The following is a 26,037-nucleotide window of genomic DNA, read 5'->3' as shown; positions in this document are numbered from 1 at the left end:
CAGCCGCCAAGGGACAACACGGCGGAGGCGCCGCTTGATCCTTGGTCTTTAGCCCTTGGTCTTTAGCCTAGCAGCCCAAGCAGGTAGCGCCCGTAATCGTTCTTCTTCAGCGGCTCTGCCAGGCGGCGTACCTGCTCGGCGTCGATCCAGCCGGAGGTGTAGGCGATCTCCTCCGGGCAGGCGATCTGCAAACCCTGGCGGTGCTGGATGGTGCGGACGAACTCCGCCGCCTCCAGCAGGCTGTCGTGGGTGCCGGTGTCGAACCAGCCGTAACCGCGGCCCATCTGCTCGACCGACAGCTTGCCCAATTCCAGATAGGCGGCGTTGACGGACGTGATCTCCAACTCGCCTCTGGCCGACGGCTTCACCGCGGCGGCGATGTCCAGCACGTCGTTGTCGTAGAAATAGAGCCCGGTCACCGCCCATTTGGAGCGCGGCGCGGCCGGCTTCTCCTCGATGCTCAGCGCCCGGCCTTCGCTGTCGAACTCCACCACGCCGTAGCGCTCGGGGTCGCGCACGGCATAGGCGAAGACGCTGGCGCCCTCGGCCTTCTCGCCGGCGGCGCGCAGGATGTTGGTCAGGCCGTGGCCATAGAAGATGTTGTCGCCGAGAACCAGCGCGCAACTGTCGTTGCCGACGAACTCGCGGCCGATGATGAAGGCCTGGGCCAGCCCGTCGGGCGAGGGCTGGATGGCGTAGGTCAGGTTCAGGCCCCACTGCGACCCGTCGCCCAGCACCGTCTGGAACAGCGGCTGGTCGTGCGGCGTGGTGATGACCAGGATGTCGCGGATGCCCGCCAGCATCAGGGTGCTGAGCGGGAAATAGATCATCGGCTTGTCGTAGATCGGCAGCAGCTGCTTGCTGATCGCCCGGGTCACCGGGTAGAGCCGGGTGCCGGATCCGCCGGCCAGGATGATGCCCTTCATGGTCCTCGTCCTCACGCCTGCGGCGGGTTGGTGAACAGCTCGTCGATCACGCGGTCGACGCTCTCCTGCCACGGCGGGCAGGCGACGCCGAGACGCTCCCTGGCGCGGCTGCAGTCCAGCCTCGAATTGGCCGGGCGGCGCGCCGGGGTCGGGTAGTCGGCCGTGCCGATGGCGGTCAGGCGCGGCCGCTTGCCGGTGCGCTCTTCCAGCTGCCGGAAGATGTGCTCGGCGAAATCATGCCAGGTGGTGTAGCCGCTGCCGGTCAGGTGGTAGGTGCCCCAGGCGGCGCTGCCGGTCTTCTCGATGGTCTGGGCGATCTGCACGATGGCGGCGGCGAGGTCGGCGGCGGCGGTGGGCGAGCCGTGCTGGTCGGCGACCACCCGCATCTCCTCGCGCTCCTTGCCGAAGCGCAGCATCGTCTTGATGAAGTTGTTGCCGTAGGCGCTGTAGACCCAGGAGGTGCGCAGGATGACGTGATGCGGCGTCGCCGCCCGCACCGCCTCCTCGCCCGCCGCCTTGCTGGCGCCATAGACGCCCAGCGGGTTGATCGGGTCGTCCTCGCTGTAGATGCCGTCCTTCGTCCCGTCGAACACATAGTCGGTCGACACATGGATGAAGGGAATGCCGCGCGCCGCACAGGCCGCCGCCATGGCGCCCGGCCCGTCGCGGTTGATGGCGAAGGACAGGTCGACCTCGCTCTCGGCCTTGTCGACGGCGGTGTGGGCGGTGGCGTTGACCAGTAGGTCCGGCGCGTGGGTGGCGACCGCCTTCTCCACGTCGCCCGGCCGGGTCACGTCGAACTCGGGATAGGGCAGACCGACCACATCGGTGCCCGGCGCCCAGTTGGCCCGCATCAGCTCGAAGCCGAGCTGGCCGTTGCTGCCGAGAACCAGGACTTTCATGGGAACCTTCATTGCGCGGCTCCTTCTTCCGTCAGGCCGAGCCGCTCGCCCTGGTAGGAGCCGTTCAGGATGGCCTGCCACCAGTCGCGGTTCTCCAGATACCAGGCGACCGTCTTGCGCAGGCCGCTCTCGAAGGTTTCCTGCGGGGTCCAGCCCAGTTCGCGCTCGATCTTGCCGGCGTCGATGGCATAGCGCTTGTCATGGCCGGGGCGGTCGGTGACGAAGCTGATCAGGCGGTCGTGCGGGGCGCCGGCCGGGTGCATCTCGTCCAGATGCGCGCAGATGGCGCGGACGACCTCCAGGTTGGTGCGCTCGTTGTGGCCGCCGATGTTGTAGCTCTCGCCGATCCGGCCCTTCTCCAGCACCAGCCGCAGCGCGCGGGCATGGTCCTCGACATAGAGCCAGTCGCGGATGTTGTCGCCCTTGCCGTAGACCGGCAGCTTCTCGCCCGCCAGACCCTTCAGGATCATCAGCGGGATCAGCTTCTCCGGGAAATGGTAGGGGCCGTAATTGTTGGAGCAGTTGGTCAGCACCACCGGCAGCCCGTAGGTCTCGTGCCAGGCGCGCACCAGATGGTCGCTCGACGCCTTGCTGGCCGAATAGGGCGAGTTGGGGCTGTAGGCGGTGGTCTCGGTGAAGAAGCCGTCGTCGCCCAGCGTGCCGAACACCTCGTCGGTCGAGATGTGGTGGAAGCGGAAGCGCTCCTTGCGCTCCGCCGGCAGCGCCGACCAGTAGCCGCGCGCCGCTTCCAAAAGGCGGAAGGTGCCGACCACGTTGGTCTGGATGAACTCGCCCGGCCCGTCGATCGAGCGGTCGACATGGGATTCGGCGGCCAGATGCATCACCGCGTCGGGCTGGTGGGTGTCGAACACCCGCCTCAGCTCGGCGGCGTCGCAGATGTCGACCTTCTCGAAGGCGTAGCGCGGATTGCCCTCGGCGCCCGGCAGGGAGGACAGGTTGGCCGCGTAGGTCAGCTTGTCGACATTGACGACGAAGGCGTCGGTTTCGGCGAGAAGCTGGCGGACCACCGCCGAGCCGATGAAACCGGCGCCGCCGGTGACGAGAATGCGCGTCATCAAACCACCTTACCGCCAAAAACGGAGCCCAAAGCCCCACCGGGCAAAAAAGAGCCGAAATCCAATAGCGCCGTCAGAACCAGTCGCCAAGCTGGGCGAAGGTCGGATGCTTGTGGTCCTTGGCCGACAGATGCGCCTTGTCCGCCGACACCGGCCAGTCGATGCCCAGTTCCGGATCGTTCCACAGCAGGCCGCGGTCATGCTCGGGCGAATAATAGTTGGTCACCTTGTAGATGACCTCGGTGTCCGGCTCCAGCGTGCAGAAGCCGTGGGCGAAGCCGATCGGCACCAGGATCTGGTTCCACTCCGCCGCGCTGACCACCGCGCTGACATGCCGGCCGAAGGTGGGGGAGCCTTTGCGGATGTCGACCGCCACGTCCAGGATGGCGCCGCGCACCACCCGCACCAGCTTGTCCTGGGCGAAGGGCGGCAGCTGGAAATGCAGGCCACGCACGGTGCCGACCTCGGCCGACAGCGAGTGGTTGTCCTGAACGAAGTCGTACTGCAGCCCGGCCGCCTCGAACGTCTTCTTGGTGTAGGTCTCCGAGAAGAAGCCGCGATGGTCGCCGAACTTCTTCGGGCGGATGATCTTAACGTCGGGAATGTCGAGGGAGACGACGTCCATGGCTCAGATGCTTTCCTTCAGGCGCTCTTTGCGCAGCTCGGGGCAGGCCTTGCGCAGCCACGGCTTGACCGTGCGCGGCGGGAAGGCCAGCCCGAAATTCTCGGCGTCCAGCGTCAGGTTCGGGTTGTAGTAGGGATCGGCCAGCAGGCTGTCGCCCCAGCGCTCCTGCATGTAGGCCACCTCGCCCATGAAGCGCTTGACCTTGTCGGGGGCGGTGTCCGGCCCGCGCGAGGCCGATTCCAGATGGTACAGCTCGGCGAACGGCGTCCAGACGACCAGATAGCCCTTCTCGCGGATGCGCAGGCAGAAATCGACGTCGTTGAAGGCGACGGCCAGCTTCTCGGAATTCAGCCCGCCGACCTCGTCGAAGATCTCCTTGCGCAGGATCAGGCAGGCGGCGGTGACGCAGGACAGGTCCTGGGTCAGCTGGGCCCGGCTGAAATAGCCGTAGGCGTCGCGGGTCAGCCCCTTGTGAACATGGCCGGCCACGCCGCAGATGCCGGTGACGACGCCGGCATGCTGGATGGTGCCGTCGGCGTAATAGAGCTTGGCGCCGACGGCGCCGACCTCCGGCCGCAGGGCGTGGGAGACCATCTCGGCCAGCCAGCCCGGCTCCATCACCTCGATGTCGTTGTTGATCAGGCCCAGCACCTCGCCGGTCGCCTCGGCGGCGGCGAAGTTGTTGATCGAGGAGTAGTTGAAGGGCGCCTTGTAGGTCAGCACCCGCACCCGCGGCTCGTCCTTCAGCGTGTCGAAATAGGCGAAGGTCGCCGCTTCCTCGCTGTTGTTGTCGACGATCAGGATTTCCAGGTCCGGATAGTCGGTGCGGTGCAGCAGCCCGTCGACGCAGCCCTTCAGCAGATCGACCTTGTCGCGCGTCGGCACGATCAGCGACACCCGCGGCAGCTTGGCCGGCAGGGCGTAGCGGATGCGGGTGAAGCGGTTGGTCGCCGGCGAGGTCTCCACCGTGGCGTCGACGCCGCGGCGCTGGAAATGCTCGGTCAGCGCCTTGTGGGCGGCGGCGGTGGCGCGCGGCAGATCGACCGTGGAGAAGGCCGCGGATTCGGGGAAGACGCGCCAGTGATAGAGGATCGCCGGGATGTGGCGGATGCGCTCAGGCTGCGTCGCCTCGACCGCGCGCAGGGTCAGGTCGTAGTCCTGGCTGCCTTCGAAGCCCAGGCGGAAGCGCCCGGCCTGCTCGATCAGCGAGCGGCGGAAGACGCCCAGGTGGTTGACCATGTTCTGGCCGTGCAGCAGGTCCAGATTGAAGTCCGACTTGAAATGCGGGTCGTAGCGCTCGCCGTCGGCATCGATCTTGTCCTCGTCGGAATAGAGGATGTCGGTGTCGGGATGGCGGGCCAGCTCGGCCGCGACCATGTAGAGCGCGTGCGGCGGCAGCCGGTCGTCATGGTCCATCAAGGCGACAAAATCGCCGGTCGCCAGATCCAGCGCGCTGTTGCTGGCGGCGGAGATGTGGCCGTTGGTCTCGCGCCGGACCACCTTGATCCGGTTGTCGCGCGCCTTGTACTCGGCCAGCACCGTCTGCACATGCGCGGCGGTCGAGGCGTCGTCGGCGATGCACAGCTCCCAGTCCGGGTAGAACTGGGCCAGCACCGAGTCCAGCGCCTCGCGCAGGTAGGCTTCCGGCGTGTTGTAGACCGGCATGACGACGGAGAAGCGCGGGCGCGCCGGCAGCCGGGCGATGTCGGCCTTGATCGCCGCCCCGTCCTCCGGCGTCAGGCTGTCGTACATCCGCACCCACGACTTGTAGTCGGCCGACCAGCGGTTCGGCTGCAGCTCCTGCAGGACGCGCTGCTTGGTCGCCTGCCAGCCGTGGCGGCGCAGATAGTCCAGCACGCGTGCCGGCTGGTTCTGCCGGACATAGTCGAGCAGGATGTTGGTCTTGCCGATCTCGCGGATGGTGAAGTCGGCGATCTCGAAGGACAGCGGCCGGGTGGCGGGGTCGAAGCGCAGCGCCTTGACCGTCTGCGGCAGCAGGACCAGCTGGCGGAACTCGCCGACCGTGTCGACCGGCAGGCGGATCATCGTCCGCTCGTCGAAGCCGTTGCCGGCATCGACATAGATCACCGGCACCAGCGGGGCCGAGGCGCGCACCACCCGGTAGGAGATCACGCACCAGTGGCCGGGCAGCCGCCCGCGGTCGGAGCGCAGCAGGAAGGCGGGATCGCTGCCGGTCGCCTCATAGCCGCCCTGCGGGCTCGGCTTCACGTCGTGCAGCGGCTCCAGCGTGATGCTGTGCAGGCGGCGGCGGTAGAAGCGGCCGGCCTTCTGGGTCAGGCGGCCCAGCTTGCGCACCGGCGCCGACAGCTTCCAGGAGGTGGAGTTGACCAGGCTGTGGATGTGCTGGTCGCGGCTGGCCACCACCCCGTGCAGCTCGGCGATCGCCTGCTCGCGCGCCGCCAGCTCGCGGGCATGGGCGGCGAGGTTGCGCTCGCGGTCGTCCAACTCCTCGCCCTGGCGGCGGATCTCGGCCTGATGGTCGGTGAGCCAGCCCTGGATCAGCGCGATGTCGCGGTCGCGCGTCGCGATCATCTCCTTGAGATCTTCGCTGTGGGCGATCTGGTCGTCCAGCACCTTGCGGACCATCGCCACCTCGGTGCGCAGGTGCTTTTCCTGCTCTTCCAGGCGCTGGATGGTCTCGGTCTCGATGGCGGCGTCGCCCAGCCGGTCGAACCAGCTGCGGACCGCCCGCAGCCCCTCGCCGCCGGCGGCTTGCACGGCGAACAGCTCGCGCACCGCGTCGGGCAGATCCTCGCCGACGCCCAGCACGCCCAGCCCGTTCGAATGCAGGAAGGTGAAGGACGGATGGTCGCGGGTGATCTCGTCCCACAGGCGCCAGACGCCGAAATCGCCCTTGCGGACATTGATGTCGTGGAACAGCACCACGCCGCGACGGCTCATCTTCGGCAGCCACGTCTCGAAATCGTGGCGCACCGCCTCGTAGGTGTGCAGCCCGTCGATGTGCAGCAGGTCGACGCTGCCGTCGGCGAAATGGACCAGCGCGTCGTCGAAGGTCATCCGCAGCAGGCGCGAGAAGCCGGCATAGCGCGGGTCATGATAGGCGGCGAGCCTGTTGTAGATGTCGTCGCCGTAGAAGCCGGCCTGCGGGTCGCCGGCCCAGGTGTCGACGGCATAGCAGGAGGTCGGCAGCCCGACATGGCGGACCGCCTGACAGAAGGCGGCATAGGAGTTGCCGGTGTGCGTTCCCAGTTCGACGAGGCTGTCCGGGCGCAGGGCCTCGACGATCCAGAAGGCGAAGGGGACATGGCCGAGCCAGGAGGCCGGCGCCGTGACGAGATCCGGGGTCAGGAGCGTGATCGGCCGGCAGATACGACGGAGAGTGTCCGATCCCTGGTCCTTCAAAAACGAATCCACCTGCGCCTCTTCTTCTGCCTGGCTTCGCGGCGGGGTGCGACCCATCGGGCACCATTTTTCAGGCCCGTCGGACGGCCCCGTCACAGCCGCCGACACACATACGCCGACACCCTGCCGGAATGCAAGCCGCTGTCCGGAACCCGCTTTGCGGCGCCCGACAATGCCCGGAACTGCGGTTTTCCTGCCTCAGTCCGGGCTTATCGGCGGCCTGTCGCTATTTTGTCGCGGGGGCAGGCTGGGGTGCTGACGCCCCCTCCGCCTCCAGCGTGATCGCCAGCATCGGCATGCCGACCAGCCCGCGCACGACATGGCTGGCGTGGACCTTGAAGAACAGCGCGTCCTCGACCCAATGGTGCTGGACGTGGTCCTCCTGCGTGCCCTCGGCGAGCGCCACGGTGATGGAGAAGTCGCCGCTGGGCAGGTAGGGCATCTGGAAGCGGAAGCGGGCGGCGAAGTCCTGCCCGGCCGGGATGGTGACGGGGTCGAGCTGGTAGCTGAGGAAGGTGTTGTCGCCGAACAGGTTCTGGCCCAGCTTGTCCTTCACATAGAAGCCGACGATGGGGCGGTGGACCTGCTGGTCGGCCCGGCAGTCCACCTTCAGCACGATGACCTCGCCGCCCTCCAGCACGTTGAGCGGATGCTCCTCGGCATCCAGGATCGAGACGTTGGTGATGGTGGCGCCGCGGTTGCCGAACCAGGGGCCGCTGTCGTTGAAGTCGAACAGCTCGATGGCGTTGCGGTGCTGGGAGGCCTTCAGCAGATCGGCGCGGGCGTCCTCCACCGGTTCCTCGCGCTTGGCCTGGGGCAGCGCCTGCCGCGCCCCGCCGATGCGGAAGCCGCGCGAGGTGTCCTGGTCGCTGTAGAGCGCCGCCAGATAGTCGTGGCAGACCTCCCGTGCCGGGCCGATCGCCCGCACCGACCCGTTGTCCAGCCACACCACCCGGTCGCACAAATTCACCACCTGGCCCGTGTCGTGCGACACGAAGAACAGGGTGCCGCGCTCCTTGAAGCGGTGGATGAAGCGCATGCATTTCTGGGTGAAGGAAGCGTCGCCGACCGCCAGGATCTCGTCGACGATCATGATGTCGGCATCGACATGCGCCGCCACCGCGAAGGCGAGGCGGGCGTACATGCCGCTGGAATAGAGCTTCACCGGCTGTTCGATGAAGTCGCCGATGCCCGCGAACTCGGCGATGGAGTCGTAGCGCTGGGCGATCTGCTCGTTCGACAGCCCCAGCACCGACGCGGCGAGATAGACGTTCTCGCGCCCGGTGAATTCCGGGTTGAAGCCGGCGCCCAGCTCCAGCAGCGCGGCGATGCGGCCATCGACCGCGATGCGGCCGGAGGTCGGCGTCAGCGTGCCGCAGAGAAGCTGCAGGAAGGTGGACTTGCCCGAGCCGTTGCGGCCGATCAGCCCGACCGTCTCGCCGCGGCGGACCTCCAGGTCGACACCGCGCAGCGCCCAATACTCGTCGTAATATTTGCGCCGGCCGCGCACCAGCATCTGCTTCAGCCGGTCCTGCGGGCGCTTGAAGATGGCGTAGGCCTTGCCCAGCCCCTCCGCCCGGATGACCACAGGGGCATCGGCGTGGGGATCGGCGGGGGTGTTGGCGGTGGGAGTCTCGGTCTCAGACGACATCGGCGAACCCCCGGCGGGTCTTCATGAACCAGAGATAGCCGAGCCACGCCACCACCCAGGCGCCCAGCGTCGCCAGACCCCATTCCACCGGCGACGGGACGCGGCCCCAGAACAGCAGGTCCTTCGACTGCTCCAGGATCGCGGTCATCGGGTTCAGGTGCAGGATGGCGCGGAAGCGCTCGGGAATCGCGGTCATCGGATAGAAGATCGGGCTGAGGAACATCAGCACGGTGACGGCCACCCCCACCACCTGCCGCAGGTCGCGCAGGAACACGCCGGCGGCGGCGAAGAACCAGCTCAACCCCAGCGTGGTCAGGCACAAGGGCGCCAGCACCAGCGGCAGCAGCAGCGCCGTCAGCGGCGGCAGCCCCGCCACGGCGAGGTGGAAGACCAGCAGGATGACGAAGCCGATGCCGGCGTTGAACAGAGCGACCGCCAGCGACACCAGCGGCAGGATCTCCAGCGGGAAGACCACCTTCTTGATGTAGCTGATGTTCTCCAGCAGCAGCCCGGGCGCCCGATTCAGGCATTCGCCCAGCACGTTGAACAGGATCAGGCCGGAGAACAGCAGCAGGGCGAATTCGGTGTTGCTCTCGCCCGCAGCTCCGCTGGGCGTGCCCCAGCGCGCGCGGAACACCACCGAGAAGACGAAGGTGTAGACCGCCAGCATCAGGATCGGATTCAGCACCGCCCAGACGATGCCCAGCACGGAGCCGCGATAGCGGGCGTCGATCTCCCGCCGGGCCAGCCGCAGGATCAGCGACCTGTGGTGCCAGGCGGTCTGGAAAAGGGCAAAGGGACCGGCGCCGAAACCCGCCACCTTAGGGTTTCCCGACTGAGAGTTAAACAATTTAGAGTATTCCCCGTCTGCGGCCGGCCGACCATAACCCCCGCCCCGGCGGCGTTCAAGCGAAAGCATCCCCGGCACTGGGCCCAGCATCGGGCCCAGCATCGGGCCCGGCACCGGGTCCGGCACCGGAGGGGCGGCAGCGGGACCGGCCGGGCGGGTGGACTCTCCTGAAAAAGAACAGGAGGGGGGAACAGACCTTCGGTTTCCCCCGTTTACCCGAAAGATCGGAGAGGTGGTGACTCTGCGCAGGGCTTTCCGTTATCACGAAAGAAAAATCTACAGTAAACATTTGGTGAGACGGCACTATACGGGCTAACGCCACAGGAAGTGACGGAGTTCTGTGTCCTATGCGTATCAGTAAATTTGAAGTTGAGATCAAACGTGACTTTCCTATGCGTAGGATAGGGACATGCCTTGTCATGAGGTTGCTATCCGATGCGAGATCCACCATTGGGGGTCGCATCGGCAACTTTATAAGCCCATGGGGTTAGATCCGGATTAGAGCTAAAAAAGCCCATCAGATAGGGCCATAACTAGCCCTGAGAGGCGGCGATTGCCCGATTTGCAGGAAAGACGCACCGATTGCCGAAGACCGGGAAAAACCGGATTGCCCGGCAGAGCGGTGACGCAAAAGGAGGCCGTTGTGTTTTGGAATGCAAAGACCCTGACAGCCGATCATTATGCCGCATCGTTAAGAAATCACTTCGGTAATGGTGCGGTTCATCGTCTTCAAAAAGAGATCGGTTTTGTTGGAAAGCGGCTCCTTAGACTTCCCAGTACGGAAAGATCCAGCTTCTTCGATCCCTGGTTCACGGAGGAGAACGCCCGTCACCTGCGGTCGGTCGCCCAGTCGGTCCGCGGGATCGCGCCGGATGCCGCCGGTGCGGCCGGTGCCACTCCTCGCGCCACCCCCCGCATCGTCTTCCTGCACGGGGTGATGCCGCGCAGCGGCACCAACTATCTCCAGAGCCTGCTGGAGCTGCATCCCGACGTGGTGGTCAACCCCTACGGCGTCCGGGAGCTTCCCTTCCTGAACACGGTGGAGGACGCGCGCATCTATGAGGGACGCTTCCTGCGCCTCTATCAGCGCAACCGGGAGTCGTTCAGCGATCTGGAAACCTTTTGCTATATGATCAGCGGCTTCCTCCGTCGCATCGAGGCCGAATTCCCGGCGGACAAGACGGTGGTGATCAAGTCGCCGCACACCCGGATGATGCGCTATTTCCCCTACCTGTTCCCGACGGAGCGCTGCCTGATCGTGCTGCGCGACGGCCGCCGAGCGGTGCAGTCCACCATCGACACCTGGCCCTTGCGCTTCCTGGGCCGGACCTTCGCCGACGTCTGCCGCGAATGGAGCTTCGGCACCGAGGCGGCGCTGGAGGCGCAGAGCCGGATGAGCGCCGACGCCTGCCGTCTGGTCCGCTTCGAGGATGCGGTGGCCTCCCCCGACGGTACCGCCCGCGACCTGCTGCGCTTCCTGGACCTGAACGAGGAGCGCTATCCGTTCGAGCGGATCGGCGACCTGCCCATCCTGGGATCGTCCCGCGTCTCGCGCCGCGATGGCGAGGTCAGCTGGACCCCCGTCAAGAAACCCGAAGGCTTCGACCCGTCGAAGCGCCAGATCGACTGGCCGCGCAAGCGTCGGACCGTGTTCGACGCCGTGGCCGGAGACATGCAGAAGAAGGCCGGCTATGCTGCTTGATCCACTGCTCGACCCCCGCCCCGCGGCCAGGGAGCTTCCCGGTTCCGTCCCCGCTTCCGCACCCGGTTCTGAGGACAGCTTGCCCGCCATCCTGACCACGCCGGCCCGCCTCACCCACCTGCAAAGGCTGGAGGCGGAGAGCATCCACATCATGCGCGAGGTGGCGGCCCAGTTCCAGAAGCCGGTCATGCTCTATTCGGTGGGCAAGGACAGCTCGGTGCTGCTGCATCTGGCGATGAAGGCCTTCCATCCGTCGAAGCCGCCCTTCCCGCTGCTGCATGTCGACACGACCTGGAAGTTCCGGGAGATGATCGAATTCCGCGACCGCACGGCGCAGGAGTTGGGCATCGACCTGATGGTCCACATCAACCAGGACGGCGTGCGCCAGGGCATCGGCCCCTTCACCCACGGCTCGGCCGTCCACACCGACGTGATGAAGACCCAGTCGCTGAAGCAGGCGCTCAATGCCCATGGCTTCGACGCCGCCTTCGGCGGGGCGCGCCGCGACGAGGAGAAGAGCCGCGCCAAGGAGCGCATCTTCTCCTTCCGCACGGCCTCCCACCGCTGGGAGCCGAAGAACCAGCGGCCGGAGCTGTGGAGCCTCTACAACGGCCGGATCAACAAGGGCGAGAGCATCCGCGTCTTCCCGCTGTCGAACTGGACCGAGCTGGACATCTGGCAATACATCCACCAGGAGAACATCCCGGTCGTCCCCCTTTATTTCGCCAAGCCGCGTCCGGTGGTGGAGCGCGACGGCACCCTCATCATGGTCGATGACGACCGCATGCCGCTGAAGCCCGGCGAGACGCCGGAGATGGCCTGGGTGCGCTTCCGCACGCTCGGCTGCTATCCGCTGACCGGGGCCGTGCGCAGCACCGCCGCCACCCTGCCCGAGATCATCCGCGAGATGCTGCTGTCCACCAGTTCGGAACGGCAGGGCCGCGTGATCGACCAGGACGCCGCCGCTTCCATGGAAGCGAAGAAGCAGGAAGGCTACTTCTGATGCTGAAGGAACTCGATCCCGCCGCCATCACGGTCGCCGACATCACTCCCGCCGATGCCGCGGCCCCCGATGCCGCCGCGGAGGTGCAGGAGTATCTGGCCCGCCAGAACAGCAAGGATCTGCTGCGCTTCATCACCTGCGGGTCGGTGGACGACGGCAAGTCGACGCTGATCGGCCGGCTGCTCTACGACTGCAAATGCCTGTTCGAGGACCAGCTCGCCAGCCTGGAGACGGACTCCGGCCGCTTCGGCACCACCGGCGCCGGCCAGCTCGACCTCGCGCTGCTGGTCGACGGGCTGGCGGCGGAGCGCGAGCAGGGCATCACCATCGACGTCGCCTACCGCTTCTTCACCACCGACCGCCGCAAGTTCATCGTCGCCGACACGCCGGGCCACGAGCAGTACACCCGCAACATGGTCACCGGCGCGTCCACCGCCGACGCCGCGGTTCTGCTGGTCGACGCGCGCAAGGGCGTGCTGACCCAGACCCGGCGCCACAGCACCATCGTCTCGCTCCTGGGCGTGCGCCATGTCGTGCTGGCGGTCAACAAGATGGACGCCGTCGGCTGGGACCGCGAGACCTTCGAGCGCATCGCCGCCGACTACCGCGTCTTCGCGGCGCGCATCGGCATCACCGAGGTCACCTGCATTCCGGTCTCCGCGCTGACCGGCGACAACGTCACCAAGCCGTCGGATGCCATGGGCTGGTACGGCGGCCCCACCCTGCTCGGCCATCTGGAGAGCGTGGACGCCGCGGCGGAGCGGAAGCTCGGCTCCTTCCGCATGGCGGTGCAGTGGGTGAACCGGCCGAACCAGGACTTCCGCGGCTTCAGCGGCACGGTGGTCGGCGGCGCGGTGCGCGTCGGCGACGACGTCGCCATCCTGCCCGGCGGCCGGACCAGCCGGGTCGCCCGCCTCGTCACCATGGACGGCGACCTTGAGACGGCGGAGCCCGGACAGGCGATCACCCTGGTGCTGGCCGACGAGGTCGACGCCAGCCGCGGCGACATGATCGTCGCCGCCGCCGGCCGGCCGGAGGTGGCCGACCAGTTCGCCGCGCATGTGGTGTGGATGGACGAGCAGCCGCTGCTGCCCGGCCGCTCCTATCTGCTGCGCGCCGGCACGGCGACGGTCGGCGCCCAGGTGACGGAACTGAAGCACGCCATCAACGTCAACACCCAGGAACACGCCGCCGCCAAGAGCCTGGACCTGAACGACGTCGGCTTCTGCAATCTGGCGCTCGACCGGCCGATCCCGTTCGACGCCTATGCCGACAGCCGCGAGACCGGCAGCTTCATCCTGATCGACCGGCTGACCAACGCCACCGCCGGCTGCGGCATGATCCGCTTCCCGCTGCGCCGGGCGTCGAACATCCACCGCCACGCCACGAAGGTGGACAAGGCGGCGCGGGCGGGCGGCCTGCAGAAGCCCTGCGTGCTGTGGTTCACCGGCCTGTCCGGCTCCGGCAAGTCCAGCGTCGCCGACCGTCTGGAGCAGGAACTGCACCGTCTCGGCCGCCGCACCATGATCCTGGACGGCGACAATGTCCGCCACGGCCTGAACCGGGATCTGGGCTTCACCGACGAGGACCGGGTGGAGAACATCCGCCGCGTCGCCGAGGTGTCGAAGCTGATGGTGGAAGCCGGCCTCATCGTGCTGGTCAGCTTCATCTCCCCCTTCCGCGAGGAACGCCGGATGGCGCGCACCCTGGTGGAGGACGGCGAGTTCCTGGAGATCTTCATGGACACGCCGCTGGAGGTCTGCGAGGCCCGCGATCCCAAGGGGCTCTACAAGAAGGCGCGTGCCGGCCAGCTTCCCCACTTCACCGGCATCGACAGCGCCTATGAGCCGCCGGAAGCCCCGGAGATCACCCTGAAGGGCGGCGAACACGGCACCGACGAGATGGTCGCCCAGGTGATCGAGGAACTGCGGCGGCGCGGGGTGATCTGACCGGGCAACGCCTCGATGAGGAGAAGGGTGTCCGCTTCCATCGGGAGCGGACACCTTTTTCCAGTGTGGCTCACCCCAGCGTGCGCTTCACGATCAGCGACAGCTTTTCCAGCATCGCCGGGTCGCGGTGGGAAGGGGCGGTCATGATGGCGTTGTCGAGGGCGGTGTGGCAGCCCTGGGTGCACGCGCCCTCGCGCCCCGCCACCTTCGGCGCCAGGGCCGAGACCAGCGCGCGCGCCCTGCCGGCATTGGCGACCACCACCCGGATCACCGCATCGACCGACACATGGTCGTGCCCCTCGTGCCAGCAGTCGTAGTCGGTGACCATGGCGACGGTCGCGTAGCACATCTCCGCCTCGCGGGCGAGCTTGGCCTCCGGCATGTTGGTCATGCCGATGACGTCGCAGCCCCAGCTGCGGTAGAGGGTCGATTCGGCGACGGTGGAGAATTGCGGCCCCTCCATCACCATGTAGGTGCCGCGCCGCTGGTGCGGAATGTCCAGCTCGACCAGCGCCTCCTCGATCAGGTCGCCCAGCCGGCCGCAGACCGGATGGCCCAGCGCCACATGGGCGACCAGCCCGCTGCCGAAGAAGGTCTTGTCGCGGGCGAAGGTGCGGTCGATGAACTGGTCGATCACCACGAAGGTGCCCGGCGGCAGATGCTCCTTCAGCGAGCCGACCGCCGACACCGACAGGATCTCGGTCACGCCCAGCTGCTTCAGCGCGTGGATGTTGGCGCGGAAATTCAGCTCCGACGGCGGGATGCGGTGGCCGCGGCCGTGGCGCGGCAGGAAGACCAGCTTCTGCCCCGCCAGCTCGCCGGTCAGCAGTTCGTCCGACGGGTCGCCGAAGGGGGTGGTCACCTTGACCCAGCGGGTGTTCTCCAGCCCGTCGATGTCGTACAGGCCGCTGCCGCCGATCACGCCCAGAACAGTACCACCAACCGCATCGCCGCTCATGCCTTGCTCTCCCCGCTGAAACCGGTGCGACTATTCCGGGCGCACCGGGAGAAGGCAACAGCGGACTTCCTCCACAAGCGGCCACAAGCGGCCACAAGCGGATTGATGCCGGGCCATCCACCCCCTACCCTCGCCAGTCCTGTTGTGGCCAGCCCGGCTTTTGAGGGCCGGCTTTTGATGGAGTGTCAGTCATGCGGATCGACGGAACGGCCTATCGCACCATCTGGCCGGACGGCGACGGTGCCGTCGCCATCATCGACCAGACCCGGCTGCCGCACGATTTCGCCGTCGTCCGCCTGACCAGCCTGGAGGAGGCCGCCCACGCCATCCGCGCCATGCTGGTGCGCGGCGCCCCGCTGATCGGCGCGGCGGCGGCCTATGGCGTGGCCCTGGCCCTGCGCGCCGACGCCAGCGACCGCGGGCTGGAGCGGGCCTGCGCCACCCTGCTGGCGACCCGTCCGACCGCGGTCAACCTGCGCTGGGCGCTGGAGCGCATGCGCGGCCTGCTGGCCCCGCTGCCGGAGGCCCGGCGCGTCGAGGCCGCCGAGGCGGAGGCCGCGGCCATCGCCGACGAGGATGTGGAGATCAACCGCTCCATCGGCTTGCACGGCGCGGCCTTGATCCGCGCCGCGGCGGCAAACAAGGCTCCGGGGGAGCCGGTGAACGTGCTGACCCACTGCAACGCCGGCTGGCTCGCCACCGTCGACTGGGGCACGGCGCTCGCCCCCGTCTATGCCGCCTTCGAGCAGGGCATCCCGCTGCATGTCTGGGTGGACGAGACGCGGCCGCGCAACCAGGGCGCCAGCCTGACCGCCTGGGAGCTGAAGCACCACGGCGTCCCCCACACCGTCATCGCCGACAATGTCGGCGGCCATCTGATGCAGCACGGCAAGGTCGACCTGTGCATCGTCGGCACCGACCGCACCACCGCGACCGGCGACGTCTGCAACAAGATCGGCACCTATCTGAAGGCGTTGGCCGCGCACGACAACGGCGTGCCCTTCTATGTCGGACTGCCGTCGCCGACCATCGACTGGACCATCGCCGACGGCGTGCGGGAGATCCCCATCGAGGAGCGCGACGGCCGCGAGGTGAGCGAGCTGACTGGCCGCACCGCCGACGGCCGGATCGAAACGGTGCGCGTCACCCCCGACGGCAGCCCGGTCGCCAATTACGCCTTCGACGTCACGCCGGCCCGGCTGGTGACCGGCCTGATCACCGAACGCGGCGTCTGCCCGGCCACGCGCGACGGGCTGCTCGGGCTGTTTCCGGAGCGGGGCTGAGGGCGTTGCCGTCCACTGGCGGCCGCCTCGGTCAGGTGGAGCGGGAGCGGGCGGATAGTATTTCCCCCCGTTCGGCGATCCGGCCGGCGTCGAAGTCCGTCAGGCGCCCTTCGGTAAGATCGGTCATGCCCTGGTCAATGTCGGCCTTCAGCGACGCGAATTCCTGGCGCTGCAGGACGGCCGGCAAGGTGATGGTCGGACGTTCGATCTCGGTCATGGCTGCTCCTCATGGAATACTCGATCATACCCGTTGAGGCCGTCAACCCGCCCCTTCCACCATCTCCCGTGCCCGCCGCAGGTCGGCGACGAAGTCGCGATAGGCCTGCTCCGCCCCCTCCCCGGCCGGCAGGCGCAGCAGGTAGGACGGGTGGACGGTGACGAAGCCGTTCCAGTCGCCGAACCCCATCGGCCCGCGCTCCCGCAGGACCGACACGCTGCGTCCGGTCAGCGCGAGCGCCGCCGTGGCGCCCAGCGTCACCACCAGGCGCGGGCGGACGAAGGACAGCTCCTTCATCAGCCACCAGCGGTAATGCTTCACCTCGCCGGCGGTCGGCGACTGGTGGATGCGGCGCTTGCCGCGGGCGACGAACTTGAAATGCTTCACCGCGTTGGTCAGGTAGGCGGCGCTCCGCTCGATCCCGGCCTCCTCCAGCGCGCGGCTCAGCAACTGCCCGGCCGGACCGACGAAGGGGCGGCCCTCGACATCCTCCTGGTCGCCCGGCTGCTCGCCGACGATGGCGATGGCGGCGCCCTCCGGCCCCTCGCCCAGCACGGCTTGCGTCGCCCCCGGCACCAGCGGATCCGCGCCCCGGATGATGCGGTTCAACTCGGCCAGCGTCGCCGGTTCCTGGCGGGCCATGGCGGCGACGGCCTTGTCGGGATTGCGGCGGCGGGGAGCGGCGGCCTCCGCCTCGATCATCGCCTGCACCCGCGCAGGCGCGGAGCGGATCATGGCTGGAATTGCGGCCGCTTCCGGCAGGTTGGCCCAGTATTTCCGCGGCATCTCCGCCCGCATCGCCGTCGGGTTCACCCGCGCCGGGTTGAAGGTACTCTCGTAATAGCGCTGCCAGCCCTCGGCGAAGCGGTCGTCGCGGTCGAGCCCCTCCGGCTTCACCGCCGCCGGCCCAACGGTCAGCGACCGCCGGTCCCACTGCAGAGACCCGACCGGCGTCAGGATGGTCCAGACCAGACTCTCGAAGCGCTCGACGAAGAAGGGGGCGGTGGCCTCGACGATGAAATGGTCCGGCTCGAACCACGCGACATAGCGCTCGCTCCCATCCGGATCCCTCACCTCGCGGAAGCGCAGGAAGGCGTGCATCTTGTGCAGGTCACGCCGCACCGCCTTGTCGAGCAGCGCCAGCCGGTGCACCAGCGGATCGGCATGGTGGTCGAGCATGTCGCGCTCCCCCCGCAGCACCCGCCAGACCAGCCGGTGCAGCAGGGCATAGCGTTCCGGATCGCGGTGGCAGACCACGCTTTCGATCATCGCCCCCACCGGCCGCGGCAGCGAAACCGGCGGCGCGTCCGCCGGCAAGGGAGCCGTATCGCCGAACAGCGACGGCGCCGCCCCGACGCTCCATTCCACCTCGTCCGGCCCAACGCCGAGCGCGACCAGCCCACGCAGCGCGTGGCGGAAGCCGTCGAGGTCGGCGCCGTCCTTCAGGTCCACACGATGCATGGCTCAGAACAGGCTGAGCTGCTTGGGCGGCGCTACCAGCCTTTGCCGCAGGTCGGCGCGGTCGGTCAGCCCGCCCGGATGGTGGTCGGCGGCGATCAGGAAGGCGCGCGCCCGCTTCAGCCCCGACGACAGCCGGGCCACATCCTCCAGCCGCAAATTGGTGTGGCGCCGCGCCTCGACGATCTTGTCGACCGCCCGCGCCCCCAGCCCCGGCACGCGCAGCAGCATCTCGCGGTCGGCGCTGTTCACGTCGACCGGGAAGCGCTCGCGGTTCTTCAGCGCCCAGGCCAGCTTGGGGTCGATGCCCAGATCCAGCATCCCGCCCTCGCCCCCGGCGGCGATCTCCTCCACCGTGAAGCCGTAATAGCGCAGCAGCCAGTCGGCCTGGTACAGCCGGTTCTCGCGCTGGAGCGGCGGCGGCTTGGCCGGCAGGGCGGAACTCGCCTCCGGGATCGGGCTGAAGGCCGAATAATAGACCCGGCGCAGCCCATAGCGGCGATAGAGCGTGTCGCTGGTCTCCAGCACCGACAGGTCGGTGGACGCATCGGCGCCGACGATCATCTGGGTGCTCTGCCCGGCGGGGGAGAAGCGCCGCTTCTCCTCCTTGGCCTCCAGGATGCGTTCGCCGACCTGCCCCATCACTGCCTTGATCGCGCCGCCGTCCTTCTCCGGCGCGAATTCCTTCAGACTGCGGTCGGAGGCCAGTTCCAGATTGATCGACAGCCGGTCGGCCCACAGCCCGGCCTGCTCGATCAGCCAGGGGCTGGCTTCCGGGATCGTCTTCAGGTGGATGTAGCCGGCGAAGCCATGGTCGCGCCGCAGCGTGCGCGCCACCAGCATCAGCTGCTCCATCGTGTAATCGGGCGAGCGGATGATGCCGGAGGACAGGAACAGCCCCTCGATGCAGTTGCGCTTGTAGAAGCCCAGCGTCAGCCGCACCACCTCGTCGACGCTGAACCGCGCGCGGCGCACGTTGGAGGAGCGGCGGTTGATGCAGTAGGCGCAGTCGAACAGGCAATAGTTGGTCAGCAGGATCTTGAGCAGCGAGACGCAGCGCCCGTCCGGCGTATAGGCGTGGCAGATGCCGGCCCCGGTGGTCGAGCCGATGCCGTCCGGCCCACCCGTCCGCCGCTTCGCTCCCGACGACGCGCAGGAGGCGTCGTACTTCGCCGCGTCGGCGAGAATTTCGAGCTTGTCGAGCAGCGCGTCATCCACCGTGGAGGCTTCCCTCTCCCTTGAAGATGTTCGCAATATGTTCTTTTGAAAGCAAAAGGCAAGCCGAATGGCGGGGGCAAATTGTGCGGGGCGCCGTCTTGACAGGAAAGCGGGACGGGGCCACGTGCTCATCACCTGGATCCGGGCCCCTCTGGCGACTTAGACGTGGTCGCGATGTCGGATCTCTTCACCTGCTTTTGCGCCGACGGGCGTGACCGCACTTGGAGGGACCGATGTCCTTTTCCCCGACCGTCTTCCCCAATCCTCGCCTGAGCAGCCCGTCCCCTCCCGCTTCCGACGCCTCCCCGACGCGCGCCACCTTTCCGGCGCGTGGTCGCAGCCCCATGCCTCTTCGGCTGGCGCCCCTTCGGGATGCAGGCGCCGGAAACGGGATCCCTTCCGCAACCCTCATGAGAACGAGCATCGCCATGGACCAGACCGAACGCCAGATCATCGACGACCTGTTCGCCAAGCTGCATCAGGCCGAGGCGCAATCCGGCCCGCGCGATCCCGAGGCCGAGGCGCTGATCCGCGAGCGCATCGCCCGCCAGCCGGCCGCTCCCTATCTGATGGCCCAGGCCATCGTGATGATGGAACAGGCGCTCGCCGCCTCGCAAGGCCGCAACGAGGAACTGGAGCGCCAGCTGCGCGAGCGCCCCGCCGCTCCGGCTCAGTCCGGCGGCGGCGGGCTGTTCGGCAGCCTGTTCGGCGGTGGCCGGCCGGCCCCGCAGCCCCAGCCCCAGCCTCAACCCCAGTACCAGCATCCTGCCGCCGCCCAGGCGGCCATGCCGCCGGGTTCGCCCTGGGGCCGTCCGGCCGCCGCCAATGGCCCGGCAGGCGCCCCTGCCTATGGCGACCCGCGCGTCGCCGGCTATGCCCAGCAGCCGCGGGCCGGCGGCGGCTTCATGGCCGGCGCCATGCAGACGGCGGCTGGCGTGGCCGGCGGCATGCTGATCGGCAGCGCGCTGTCCAGCATGCTCTCCGGCGGCGAAGCCGTGGCTGCCGAGGCCGCCGGTGCGGCCACCGACGCGGCGACCGCCGCCACCGACCACGCGGAACAGGCGGTCGAGGACAGCGGCTGGGGCGATTTCGGCGGCGATTTCGGCGGCGACGACGAGATCTGATCCCGGTGCCGGCCCGCGGGAGGGAGGCGGCCCGCCGTCCCCCGCGGGCCGAACCTCATCAGGCCTTCACCACACGGTCGGCGAAGCCCTCAATGCCCTCCACGGCGCGCATGGCGTTGCGGGTGTCGACCATCAGCGGGCAATGGGCGGCGAGGCTTTGATAGTCGATGCCGTCATGGTCGGTGACGATCACCGCCGCGTCGAACCCCGCCAGCGTCTCCGCGTTCCAGGCGATGGAGGTCCGGCCGGCAAGCGCCGCATGCTCGCGGGTGACCGGCAGCACGGGGATGAAGGGGTCGTGGTACTCGACCGCCGCCCCGCGCTCCAGCAGCATCTCCATCAGCCGCAGCCCCGGCGACTCCCGGCTGTCGTCGACATTCTTCTTGTAGGCCATGCCGACCAGCAGGATACGCGCCCGGCTCAGCCCGATGCCGGCACGGCGGTCGAGCGCCAGGGCGAGACGGTCGACCACATGGCGCGGCATCATCGTGTTGACCTCGCCCGCCAACTCGATGAAGCGGGTGGAGATCTGGTACTCGCGCGCCTTCCAGGTCAGATAGAAGGGGTCGATCGGGATGCAGTGGCCGCCCAGGCCGGGGCCGGGATAGAAGGGCATGAAGCCGAAGGGCTTGGTCTTCGCCGCCTCGATCACCTCCCAGATGTCGATGCCCATCGGCTCGAAGACGATCTTCAGCTCGTTCACCAGGGCGATGTTGACCGAGCGGAAGATGTTCTCGGTCAGCTTGGTCGCCTCCGCCGCCCGCGTGCCGGACACCGGCACCACCTGCGGCACCACCTGCTCGTAGAGCGCCACCGCCAGCCGCCGCGCGCCCTCGTCGTCGCCGCCCACCACCTTGGGGATGGTGCTGGTGGTGAAGCTGATGTTGCCGGGGTCCTCGCGCTCGGGCGAATAGGCCAGGAAGAAGTCGCGACCGCTGACCAGCCCGGTCTCCTCCAGGATCGGCCGCATCACCTCGTCGGTGGTGCCGGGCCAGGTGGTCGATTCCAGAACCACCAGCTGGCCCGGCCGCAGCCGGTCGCGGATCAGCCGGGTGGAAGCCTCGACGAAGCTCAGATCGGGCTCGCGCTGCGGCGACAGCGGGGTGGGGACGCAGACGATCACGGCGTCGCAGGCGGCGAACTCGCCGGCATCGGTCGTCGCCCGGAAGCGCCCGGTCGCCACCGCCTCGGCGACGCGCCCGTCGGCGATCTGCCGGATGTAGGAGCGCCCGCTATTCAGCGCCGCCGCCTTCGCGGGGTCGATGTCGAAGCCGGTGACCGCGAAGCCGGCCCCGGTCAGCGCCAGGGCCAGCGGCAGCCCGACATAGCCGAGCCCGACCACCGCCACCCGTGCGCTGCGGCCGCGATAGGCGCTTTCCAGACCCTGGATGTCGGGCGCCTGGAGATCGGGCGAGGTGTCCGCTGTGCTCATCATGCCGTTCCGTATCGACGCTTCGAAAGGCTGGGCGACCTGCCAGCCATCGCCGAATGTGTGACGGTCGGCACGGCTTTGCGCAACCCTCCCGTTCCGCGTGGGGTTCGGGGGAGCGATGGGACCTCAGGCCGCCTTGCCCGGATGCGGCAGCGGCTGGATAGCGTCCAGCGCATCGCCGATCTCCGCCCGCGCGACCTTGGTTTCGAAGATGCTCTGCAGGTTGGTCCAATAGCGCGCGTCGGTTCCGAAGGCCTTGCCCAGCCTCAGCGCCATCGGGGCGGTGATCCGGCGCTCGCCGTTCATGATCTCCGTCACCGCGTTGGGCGGCACGCCGATATGCTCGGCAAAGCGCCGGGCGCTCAGGCCCAGCGCCTCCAACTCGTCGCGCAGGAACTCGCCGGGATGAATGGGCGGCAGATTGTCGGTGGCGGGATGGCTCATGGCGACCTCAGTGGTAATCGGCGATTGCGACGTCGTAGGGCTCCCCCGGGACAGTCAGGAGGTCGGCATCAGCCTGAGCGTCGCCAACCACGGCCCAGCGGAAACAGATGCGCCACTGGTCGTTGATGCGGATGCTGTATTGGCCTTTCCTCTCTCCGCCCAACGCTTCGAAGCGGTTGGATGGAGGGTGCCGGAGATCCATCAGCCGGGTGGCCGCCTGGAGCTTGGTCAATGCCTTGGCGGCCTGGCGTTCGAAGGACTGGAACTCCTTCACCCGCTTGCCGGCCAGGAAATCGGCAGTCCGTCTGTCCGCACATGTTCTTATCGGCATCCGCGTCCCCTCGCGGACTATTATGCGTTATGTAACAGATAACGGTCAAGCCTGCCTCCCCTCACAGCCGGTCCGCCCCGAAGGTGTCGCAGGATTCCAGCCGGCCGCTTTCCAGGCCGGTGCGGAACCAGCGGACGCGCTGGGCGGAGCTGCCGTGGGTGAAGCTGTCGGGGCTGACGGTGCCGCGCGCCTGACGCTGCAGGCGGTCGTCGCCGATGGCACTGGCGGCGGTCAGCGCCTCCTCGACGTCGCCGGGCTCCAGCATCTTACGGTCGCGGTTGGCATGGTTGCCCCAGATGCCGGCGAAGCAGTCGGCCTGCAGCTCCAGCCGCACCGACAGGGCGTTGGCCTCGGCCTGCCCGCGCGCCCGCTGCTGAGCCGCCTGCACCTTGTCGGAGATGCCCAGCAGGTTCTGCACATGGTGGCCGACCTCATGGGCGATGACATAGGCCTGGGCGAAGTCGCCCGGCGCCTGGAAGCGGTCGCGCAGCTCGCGGTAGAAGCCGAGGTCGATGTAGAGCTTGCGGTCCATCGGGCAGTAGAAGGGCCCCATCGCCGCCTGCGCCCGGCCGCAGCCCGACGACACCGTGCCGGTGAACAGCACCAGCGTCGGGTCCTGGTACTGGCGCCCCATCTGCTGGAACAGGCCCTGCCAGGTGTCCTCGGTGTCGGCCAGCACGACGGAGACGAAGCGCTTCAGCTCGTCGTCGGCCTGGCTGCGCGGGGCGGCCTCGCCGATCTGCGTCCGCCCGGCCGTGCCCTGGTCCGCCTGCTCGCCGCCGCCCAGCAGCACCGTCGGGTCGACCCCCAGCACCATCGACACCACCAGCAGAACGATGGCTCCGCCGATGCCCAGCCCGCCCTTGCCGATGCGGATGCCGCCACCCCTGCCGCCGAAGCCGCCCCCACCGAAGCCGCCACCGAGGCCGCCACCGGCACCCCCTTGCCCGCGGCGGTCCTCGACATTCTCGCTTTCCCGTCCGCCCTGCCACCGCATCGCCACCCTCCTTCACCCGTCCGTTCCGATCATCAGGCCCGCTGTGCCGGTGGAGACGAAACCACGGGAGAGCTTCCCGCGTTCCATTCAGGTTCGGCGGCCGGATGGAGAAGCGGAGCGGAACGCTTGAAAAGCCAGGACCCGGCCCCCATCTGGGGAAAGGTCGAAAACCGCTTGCGCGGTGCGTTTCCCTGCCTTTGCTCCCCGCCTTCTCCGTTCCGACGGGAGGGAGCCTTTTCCAGGGCCGCCGGCCTTTTGGAACATGCCCGCATCCGGGCCTGTTTCGTTTTATCGGAGCCTCTCGCGGCGGTGCGCCGCTTTGGTTCCCGTTTCACGACGCCACACACAAGCAAGAGCCGGCCGGCACCGAATCCATCGGTCCGCCCATCCGGCCTGGAGGATTTTCATGACGACCCCGATCGTTTCCGCCCTTTCGCATTCCACCGGCCATTTCACCGCCCAGCCCGCGCTTATGCCGGCCCAGCTGGCCTCGAACCGCCTCTCTGCTGGCCAATTCGCCGCAGTTGAGGGCAAAAAGGCCGATTTCCGCTCCGATCCGGAGCCGTCCGGCTTGACCCGGAGCGAAGTGCGGCAGATTGTGCTCGACATCCTGGGCTGAGCCTCTCGACCCGGGCTTAGCCCCTTTCTACCCCTCCACGACCACAGGAGATCACCATAGCCAAGCTCTACGACGCGGACCCCGTCCGCGAAGGCCCGCGCCTCAACCGTGAAATCACCGCCCGTATGGTCCGCCTCGTCGGCGCCGACGGCGAGATGGTCGGCGTGGTGCCGCTCCGCCAAGCGCTGGAAGCCGCTGCGGATGCCGACCTCGACCTCGTCGAAGTGGCGCCCCAGGCGGATCCGCCTGTCTGCAAGATCCTCGATTACGGCAAGTTCCGTTTCGAGGAGCAGAAGAAGGCCAACGAGGCGCGGAAGAAGCAGAAGATTATCGAGCTGAAGGAAATCAAGCTTCGGCCGAACATCGACGATCACGATTATGACGTGAAGATGCGCTCCGCCATCCGCTTCATCGAGGAAGGCGACAAGGTCAAGATGACCATGCGCTTCCGCGGTCGCGAGATGGCGCACCAGGATCTCGGTCTGAACGTGCTCGTCCGCGTGCGCGACCAACTCCAGGACATCGCCAAGGTCGAGCAGATGCCCCGGGTCGAAGGTCGTATGATGGTCATGGTGCTGGCTCCGCGCTGAGCCCTGGCCAAAAGGGAACCCGCGGGGCGGTGCGCCGCCCCGCCCCTTTCCCCTGATGACTGCAAATCCCGCCCCAAATTGCGCCGGACAACTCCCGGCAAATTCCGCGTAATGCGGCGGAATAATACCTGGATATTCGTATTGGGTTATTGACCCTGTCGGTATCGAGCGCGGATCATTGGGAGCTTTGCTTCCCCCTTTGTTCCGGAAAGTCGTTGTTATGAAGGACGAACGTGTCGCGCCCGCCTGGGAACCCATCTCTGGCGAACGGCAGTTCCGCCTGCTGGTCCAGAGCGTGGTCGACTACGCCATCTTCATGCTCGACCCCACCGGCGTCGTCCGCAGCTGGAATGCGGGAGCGGCCCGGATGAAGGGCTATGCCGCCGACGAGATCATCGGCCGGCACTTCTCCAGCTTCTATACCGAAGAGGACCGCGCCGCCGGCATGCCGCAGCGCGCGCTCGCCACCGCCCTGTCGGAGGGCAAGTTCGAGGCGGAGGGCTGGCGCCTGCGCAAGGACGGCACCCGCTTCTGGGCCAGCGTCGTCATCGACCCCATCCGTGACGAGACCGGAACCTTGCGCGGCTTCGCCAAGGTCACCCGCGACATCACCGAACGCCGCAAGGCCCAGCAGGCGCTGGACGAGGCGCGCGAGGCCCTGGCCCAGGCGCAGAAGATGGAGGCGGTCGGCCAGCTGACCGGCGGGGTCGCCCACGACTTCAACAACCTGCTGCAGGCCATCAGCAGCAGCCTGGAGCTGATCGAGCAGCGGCTGTCGGCCGGCCGCACCGACGTCGCCCCCTTCGCCGCCACCGCCCGCGCCGCCGTGGACCGGGCCGCCACCCTGACCCGGCGCCTGCTGGCCTTCGCCCGGCGCCAGCCGCTGAAGCCGGAGCGCGCCGACCTGAATATGCTGGTGGTCGGGCTGTGGGACCTGCTGGGCCGCTCGGTGGGCGAGGAGATCCGGCTGGAGCGCCGGCTGGCGGAGCCGCTGTGGCCGGTCCATGCCGATGTGAACCAGATCGAGAGCGCCCTGCTGAATCTGGTCATCAACGCCCGCGACGCCATGCCCGACGGCGGATCGGTAACGGTGGAGACCGCCAACGCCAGCCTGCGGCCGGCCGATCTCGCCAACGAACCGGGGGTGGAGCCCGGCGACTATGCCGTGCTGACCGTGCGCGACAGCGGCACCGGCATGCCGCCGGACGTGCTGGCCCGCGTCTTCGAGCCCTTCTTCACCACCAAGCCGATCGGCCAGGGCACCGGGCTGGGGCTGAGCCAGCTCTACGGCTTCGCCC

24 protein-coding genes are annotated in these 26,037 nt (G+C 68.0%); 8 read left to right on the top strand and 16 right to left on the bottom strand.

Annotation, left to right across the window (positions count from 1 at the left end):
* Positions 1-62 precede the first annotated feature (62 nt).
* From rfbA to TSO5_RS33045, 8 genes are all read right to left on the bottom strand, one after another.
* The gene (rfbA, locus tag TSO5_RS23945) at positions 63-926 is read right to left on the bottom strand and encodes a glucose-1-phosphate thymidylyltransferase RfbA (protein WP_109153976.1); all 864 of its coding nucleotides are present in this window, start codon (positions 924-926) and stop codon (positions 63-65) included.
* Positions 927-937: 11 nt separating this feature from the next.
* Positions 938-1,840: a dTDP-4-dehydrorhamnose reductase gene (rfbD, locus tag TSO5_RS23940; RefSeq protein WP_247870934.1), complete on the bottom strand. Its 903-nt coding sequence runs from the start codon at positions 1,838-1,840 to the stop codon at positions 938-940.
* Entirely contained in the window at positions 1,837-2,904 is a 1,068-nt protein-coding gene (gene rfbB, locus TSO5_RS23935; protein ID WP_109153975.1) for a dTDP-glucose 4,6-dehydratase, read from the bottom strand. Before rfbB ends, rfbD begins: the two co-directional genes overlap by 4 nt.
* Positions 2,905-2,977: 73 nt before the next feature.
* On the bottom strand, positions 2,978-3,529 hold the full coding sequence (gene rfbC, locus TSO5_RS23930; protein ID WP_109153974.1) for a dTDP-4-dehydrorhamnose 3,5-epimerase: 552 nt from the start codon (positions 3,527-3,529) through the stop codon (positions 2,978-2,980).
* A 3-nt stretch (positions 3,530-3,532) separates the two neighbouring features.
* Positions 3,533-6,925, bottom strand: coding sequence for a glycosyltransferase (locus TSO5_RS23925; protein ID WP_247870933.1), 3,393 nt, complete (start codon positions 6,923-6,925; stop codon positions 3,533-3,535).
* A gap of 214 nt (positions 6,926-7,139) precedes the next feature.
* The gene (locus TSO5_RS23920; RefSeq protein ID WP_109153972.1) at positions 7,140-8,564 is read right to left on the bottom strand and encodes an ABC transporter ATP-binding protein; all 1,425 of its coding nucleotides are present in this window, start codon (positions 8,562-8,564) and stop codon (positions 7,140-7,142) included.
* Positions 8,554-9,384 (bottom strand): ABC transporter permease, encoded by an 831-nt coding sequence (locus TSO5_RS23915; RefSeq protein WP_109153971.1) that lies wholly within the window; start codon positions 9,382-9,384, stop codon positions 8,554-8,556. Before TSO5_RS23915 ends, TSO5_RS23920 begins: the two co-directional genes overlap by 11 nt.
* 721 nt (positions 9,385-10,105) lie before the next feature.
* Positions 10,106-10,345 carry a hypothetical protein gene (locus tag TSO5_RS33045; RefSeq protein ID WP_199230999.1) on the bottom strand — a complete coding sequence of 80 codons (240 nt, stop codon included), beginning with the start codon at positions 10,343-10,345 and terminating at the stop codon, positions 10,106-10,108.
* Between the two features lie 6 nt (positions 10,346-10,351).
* On the opposite strand from TSO5_RS33045, the gene TSO5_RS23910 reads away from it, so the two are divergent.
* Genes TSO5_RS23910 through cysN form a run of 3 tightly spaced genes read left to right on the top strand, consistent with a single transcriptional unit; the run spans position 10,352 to position 14,068 of the window.
* Complete coding sequence (locus tag TSO5_RS23910; RefSeq protein WP_247870932.1) at positions 10,352-11,116, top strand: sulfotransferase; 765 nt, start codon at positions 10,352-10,354, stop codon at positions 11,114-11,116.
* The gene (gene cysD / locus TSO5_RS23905; RefSeq protein ID WP_282183530.1) at positions 11,106-12,119 is read left to right on the top strand and encodes a sulfate adenylyltransferase subunit CysD; all 1,014 of its coding nucleotides are present in this window, start codon (positions 11,106-11,108) and stop codon (positions 12,117-12,119) included. The genes TSO5_RS23910 and cysD overlap by 11 nt, the downstream gene beginning before the upstream one ends.
* Positions 12,119-14,068, top strand: coding sequence for a sulfate adenylyltransferase subunit CysN (gene cysN, locus TSO5_RS23900; RefSeq protein ID WP_109153970.1), 1,950 nt, complete (start codon positions 12,119-12,121; stop codon positions 14,066-14,068). The genes cysD and cysN overlap by 1 nt, the downstream gene beginning before the upstream one ends.
* A gap of 70 nt (positions 14,069-14,138) precedes the next feature.
* Here cysN and TSO5_RS23895 read toward each other — a convergent pair whose 3' ends face one another.
* The gene (locus TSO5_RS23895; protein WP_109153969.1) at positions 14,139-15,026 is read right to left on the bottom strand and encodes an S-methyl-5'-thioadenosine phosphorylase; all 888 of its coding nucleotides are present in this window, start codon (positions 15,024-15,026) and stop codon (positions 14,139-14,141) included.
* A 191-nt stretch (positions 15,027-15,217) separates the two neighbouring features.
* On the opposite strand from TSO5_RS23895, the gene mtnA reads away from it, so the two are divergent.
* Positions 15,218-16,309: an S-methyl-5-thioribose-1-phosphate isomerase gene (mtnA, locus tag TSO5_RS23890; RefSeq protein WP_109153968.1), complete on the top strand. Its 1,092-nt coding sequence runs from the start codon at positions 15,218-15,220 to the stop codon at positions 16,307-16,309.
* A gap of 31 nt (positions 16,310-16,340) precedes the next feature.
* On the opposite strand, the gene TSO5_RS23885 is transcribed toward mtnA, so the two are convergent.
* From TSO5_RS23885 to TSO5_RS23875, 3 genes are read right to left on the bottom strand one after another with little or no spacing between them, the layout of a single operon-like run.
* Entirely contained in the window at positions 16,341-16,526 is a 186-nt protein-coding gene (locus tag TSO5_RS23885) for a hypothetical protein (RefSeq protein ID WP_109153967.1), read from the bottom strand.
* A gap of 42 nt (positions 16,527-16,568) precedes the next feature.
* Positions 16,569-17,987: a UdgX family uracil-DNA binding protein gene (locus TSO5_RS23880; RefSeq protein WP_109153966.1), complete on the bottom strand. Its 1,419-nt coding sequence runs from the start codon at positions 17,985-17,987 to the stop codon at positions 16,569-16,571.
* A gap of 3 nt (positions 17,988-17,990) precedes the next feature.
* Positions 17,991-19,202, bottom strand: a complete 1,212-nt coding sequence (locus tag TSO5_RS23875) for a putative DNA modification/repair radical SAM protein (RefSeq protein ID WP_109153965.1) — start codon at positions 19,200-19,202, stop codon at positions 17,991-17,993.
* A gap of 428 nt (positions 19,203-19,630) precedes the next feature.
* Here TSO5_RS23875 and TSO5_RS23870 point away from each other — a divergent pair, with 428 nt between their 5' ends.
* Positions 19,631-20,326 (top strand): DUF2076 domain-containing protein, encoded by a 696-nt coding sequence (locus TSO5_RS23870; RefSeq protein ID WP_109153964.1) that lies wholly within the window; start codon positions 19,631-19,633, stop codon positions 20,324-20,326.
* Between the two features lie 58 nt (positions 20,327-20,384).
* Here the strand turns inward: TSO5_RS23870 and TSO5_RS23865 are convergent, their stop codons facing one another.
* The 4 genes from TSO5_RS23865 to TSO5_RS23850 form a co-directional block, all read right to left on the bottom strand.
* Complete coding sequence (locus TSO5_RS23865) at positions 20,385-21,761, bottom strand: nucleotide sugar dehydrogenase (RefSeq protein ID WP_282183529.1); 1,377 nt, start codon at positions 21,759-21,761, stop codon at positions 20,385-20,387.
* Between the two features lie 123 nt (positions 21,762-21,884).
* Entirely contained in the window at positions 21,885-22,202 is a 318-nt protein-coding gene (locus tag TSO5_RS23860) for a HigA family addiction module antitoxin (protein WP_014190039.1), read from the bottom strand.
* A 7-nt stretch (positions 22,203-22,209) separates the two neighbouring features.
* On the bottom strand, positions 22,210-22,533 hold the full coding sequence (locus TSO5_RS23855) for a type II toxin-antitoxin system RelE/ParE family toxin (RefSeq protein ID WP_109153962.1): 324 nt from the start codon (positions 22,531-22,533) through the stop codon (positions 22,210-22,212).
* Between the two features lie 61 nt (positions 22,534-22,594).
* Entirely contained in the window at positions 22,595-23,530 is a 936-nt protein-coding gene (locus tag TSO5_RS23850) for a neutral zinc metallopeptidase (protein ID WP_109153961.1), read from the bottom strand.
* 406 nt (positions 23,531-23,936) lie between these two features.
* Between TSO5_RS23850 and TSO5_RS23845 the strand changes: the two genes are divergently transcribed.
* The 3 genes from TSO5_RS23845 to TSO5_RS23835 all read left to right on the top strand — a co-directional run.
* A complete protein-coding gene (locus TSO5_RS23845) occupies positions 23,937-24,149 on the top strand; it encodes a hypothetical protein (RefSeq protein ID WP_109153960.1) in 213 nt (70 codons plus the stop codon).
* 56 nt (positions 24,150-24,205) lie between these two features.
* The gene (gene infC / locus TSO5_RS23840; RefSeq protein WP_081506050.1) at positions 24,206-24,739 is read left to right on the top strand and encodes a translation initiation factor IF-3; all 534 of its coding nucleotides are present in this window, start codon (positions 24,206-24,208) and stop codon (positions 24,737-24,739) included.
* 220 nt (positions 24,740-24,959) lie between these two features.
* Positions 24,960-26,037, top strand: a 1,078-nt coding sequence (locus TSO5_RS23835) for a PAS domain-containing sensor histidine kinase (RefSeq protein WP_109153959.1), incomplete at its 3' end; no start/stop codon positions are given.

Source organism: Azospirillum sp. TSO5 (assembly GCF_003116065.1).
Lineage (GTDB): Bacteria > Pseudomonadota > Alphaproteobacteria > Azospirillales > Azospirillaceae > Azospirillum.
The sequence above is the reverse complement of the archived record's forward strand: the minus strand, read 5'-3'. Positions and strand labels throughout refer to the sequence as shown.

Excerpts from the sequence above, each read along its gene's own strand:
- TSO5_RS23860 (WP_014190039.1), bottom strand. The coding sequence starts at position 22,202 with ATGAGCCATCCCGCCACCGACAATCTGCCGCCCATTCATCCCGGCGAG.
- cysD (WP_282183530.1), top strand. The coding sequence starts at position 11,106 with ATGCTGCTTGATCCACTGCTCGACCCCCGCCCCGCGGCCAGGGAGCTT.
- rfbC (WP_109153974.1), bottom strand. The coding sequence starts at position 3,529 with ATGGACGTCGTCTCCCTCGACATTCCCGACGTTAAGATCATCCGCCCG.
- TSO5_RS23885 (WP_109153967.1), bottom strand. The coding sequence starts at position 16,526 with ATGACCGAGATCGAACGTCCGACCATCACCTTGCCGGCCGTCCTGCAG.
- mtnA (WP_109153968.1), top strand. The coding sequence starts at position 15,218 with ATGCGGATCGACGGAACGGCCTATCGCACCATCTGGCCGGACGGCGAC.
- TSO5_RS23870 (WP_109153964.1), top strand. The coding sequence starts at position 19,631 with ATGGACCAGACCGAACGCCAGATCATCGACGACCTGTTCGCCAAGCTG.
- TSO5_RS23895 (WP_109153969.1), bottom strand. The coding sequence starts at position 15,026 with ATGAGCGGCGATGCGGTTGGTGGTACTGTTCTGGGCGTGATCGGCGGC.
- cysN (WP_109153970.1), top strand. The coding sequence starts at position 12,119 with ATGCTGAAGGAACTCGATCCCGCCGCCATCACGGTCGCCGACATCACT.
- rfbD (WP_247870934.1), bottom strand. The coding sequence starts at position 1,840 with ATGAAGGTTCCCATGAAAGTCCTGGTTCTCGGCAGCAACGGCCAGCTC.
- TSO5_RS23850 (WP_109153961.1), bottom strand. The coding sequence starts at position 23,530 with ATGCGGTGGCAGGGCGGACGGGAAAGCGAGAATGTCGAGGACCGCCGC.
- TSO5_RS23920 (WP_109153972.1), bottom strand. The coding sequence starts at position 8,564 with ATGTCGTCTGAGACCGAGACTCCCACCGCCAACACCCCCGCCGATCCC.
- TSO5_RS23865 (WP_282183529.1), bottom strand. The coding sequence starts at position 21,761 with ATGATGAGCACAGCGGACACCTCGCCCGATCTCCAGGCGCCCGACATC.
- rfbB (WP_109153975.1), bottom strand. The coding sequence starts at position 2,904 with ATGACGCGCATTCTCGTCACCGGCGGCGCCGGTTTCATCGGCTCGGCG.
- TSO5_RS23855 (WP_109153962.1), bottom strand. The coding sequence starts at position 22,533 with ATGCCGATAAGAACATGTGCGGACAGACGGACTGCCGATTTCCTGGCC.
- rfbA (WP_109153976.1), bottom strand. The coding sequence starts at position 926 with ATGAAGGGCATCATCCTGGCCGGCGGATCCGGCACCCGGCTCTACCCG.
- TSO5_RS23910 (WP_247870932.1), top strand. The coding sequence starts at position 10,352 with ATGCCGCGCAGCGGCACCAACTATCTCCAGAGCCTGCTGGAGCTGCAT.
- TSO5_RS23845 (WP_109153960.1), top strand. The coding sequence starts at position 23,937 with ATGACGACCCCGATCGTTTCCGCCCTTTCGCATTCCACCGGCCATTTC.
- TSO5_RS23880 (WP_109153966.1), bottom strand. The coding sequence starts at position 17,987 with ATGCATCGTGTGGACCTGAAGGACGGCGCCGACCTCGACGGCTTCCGC.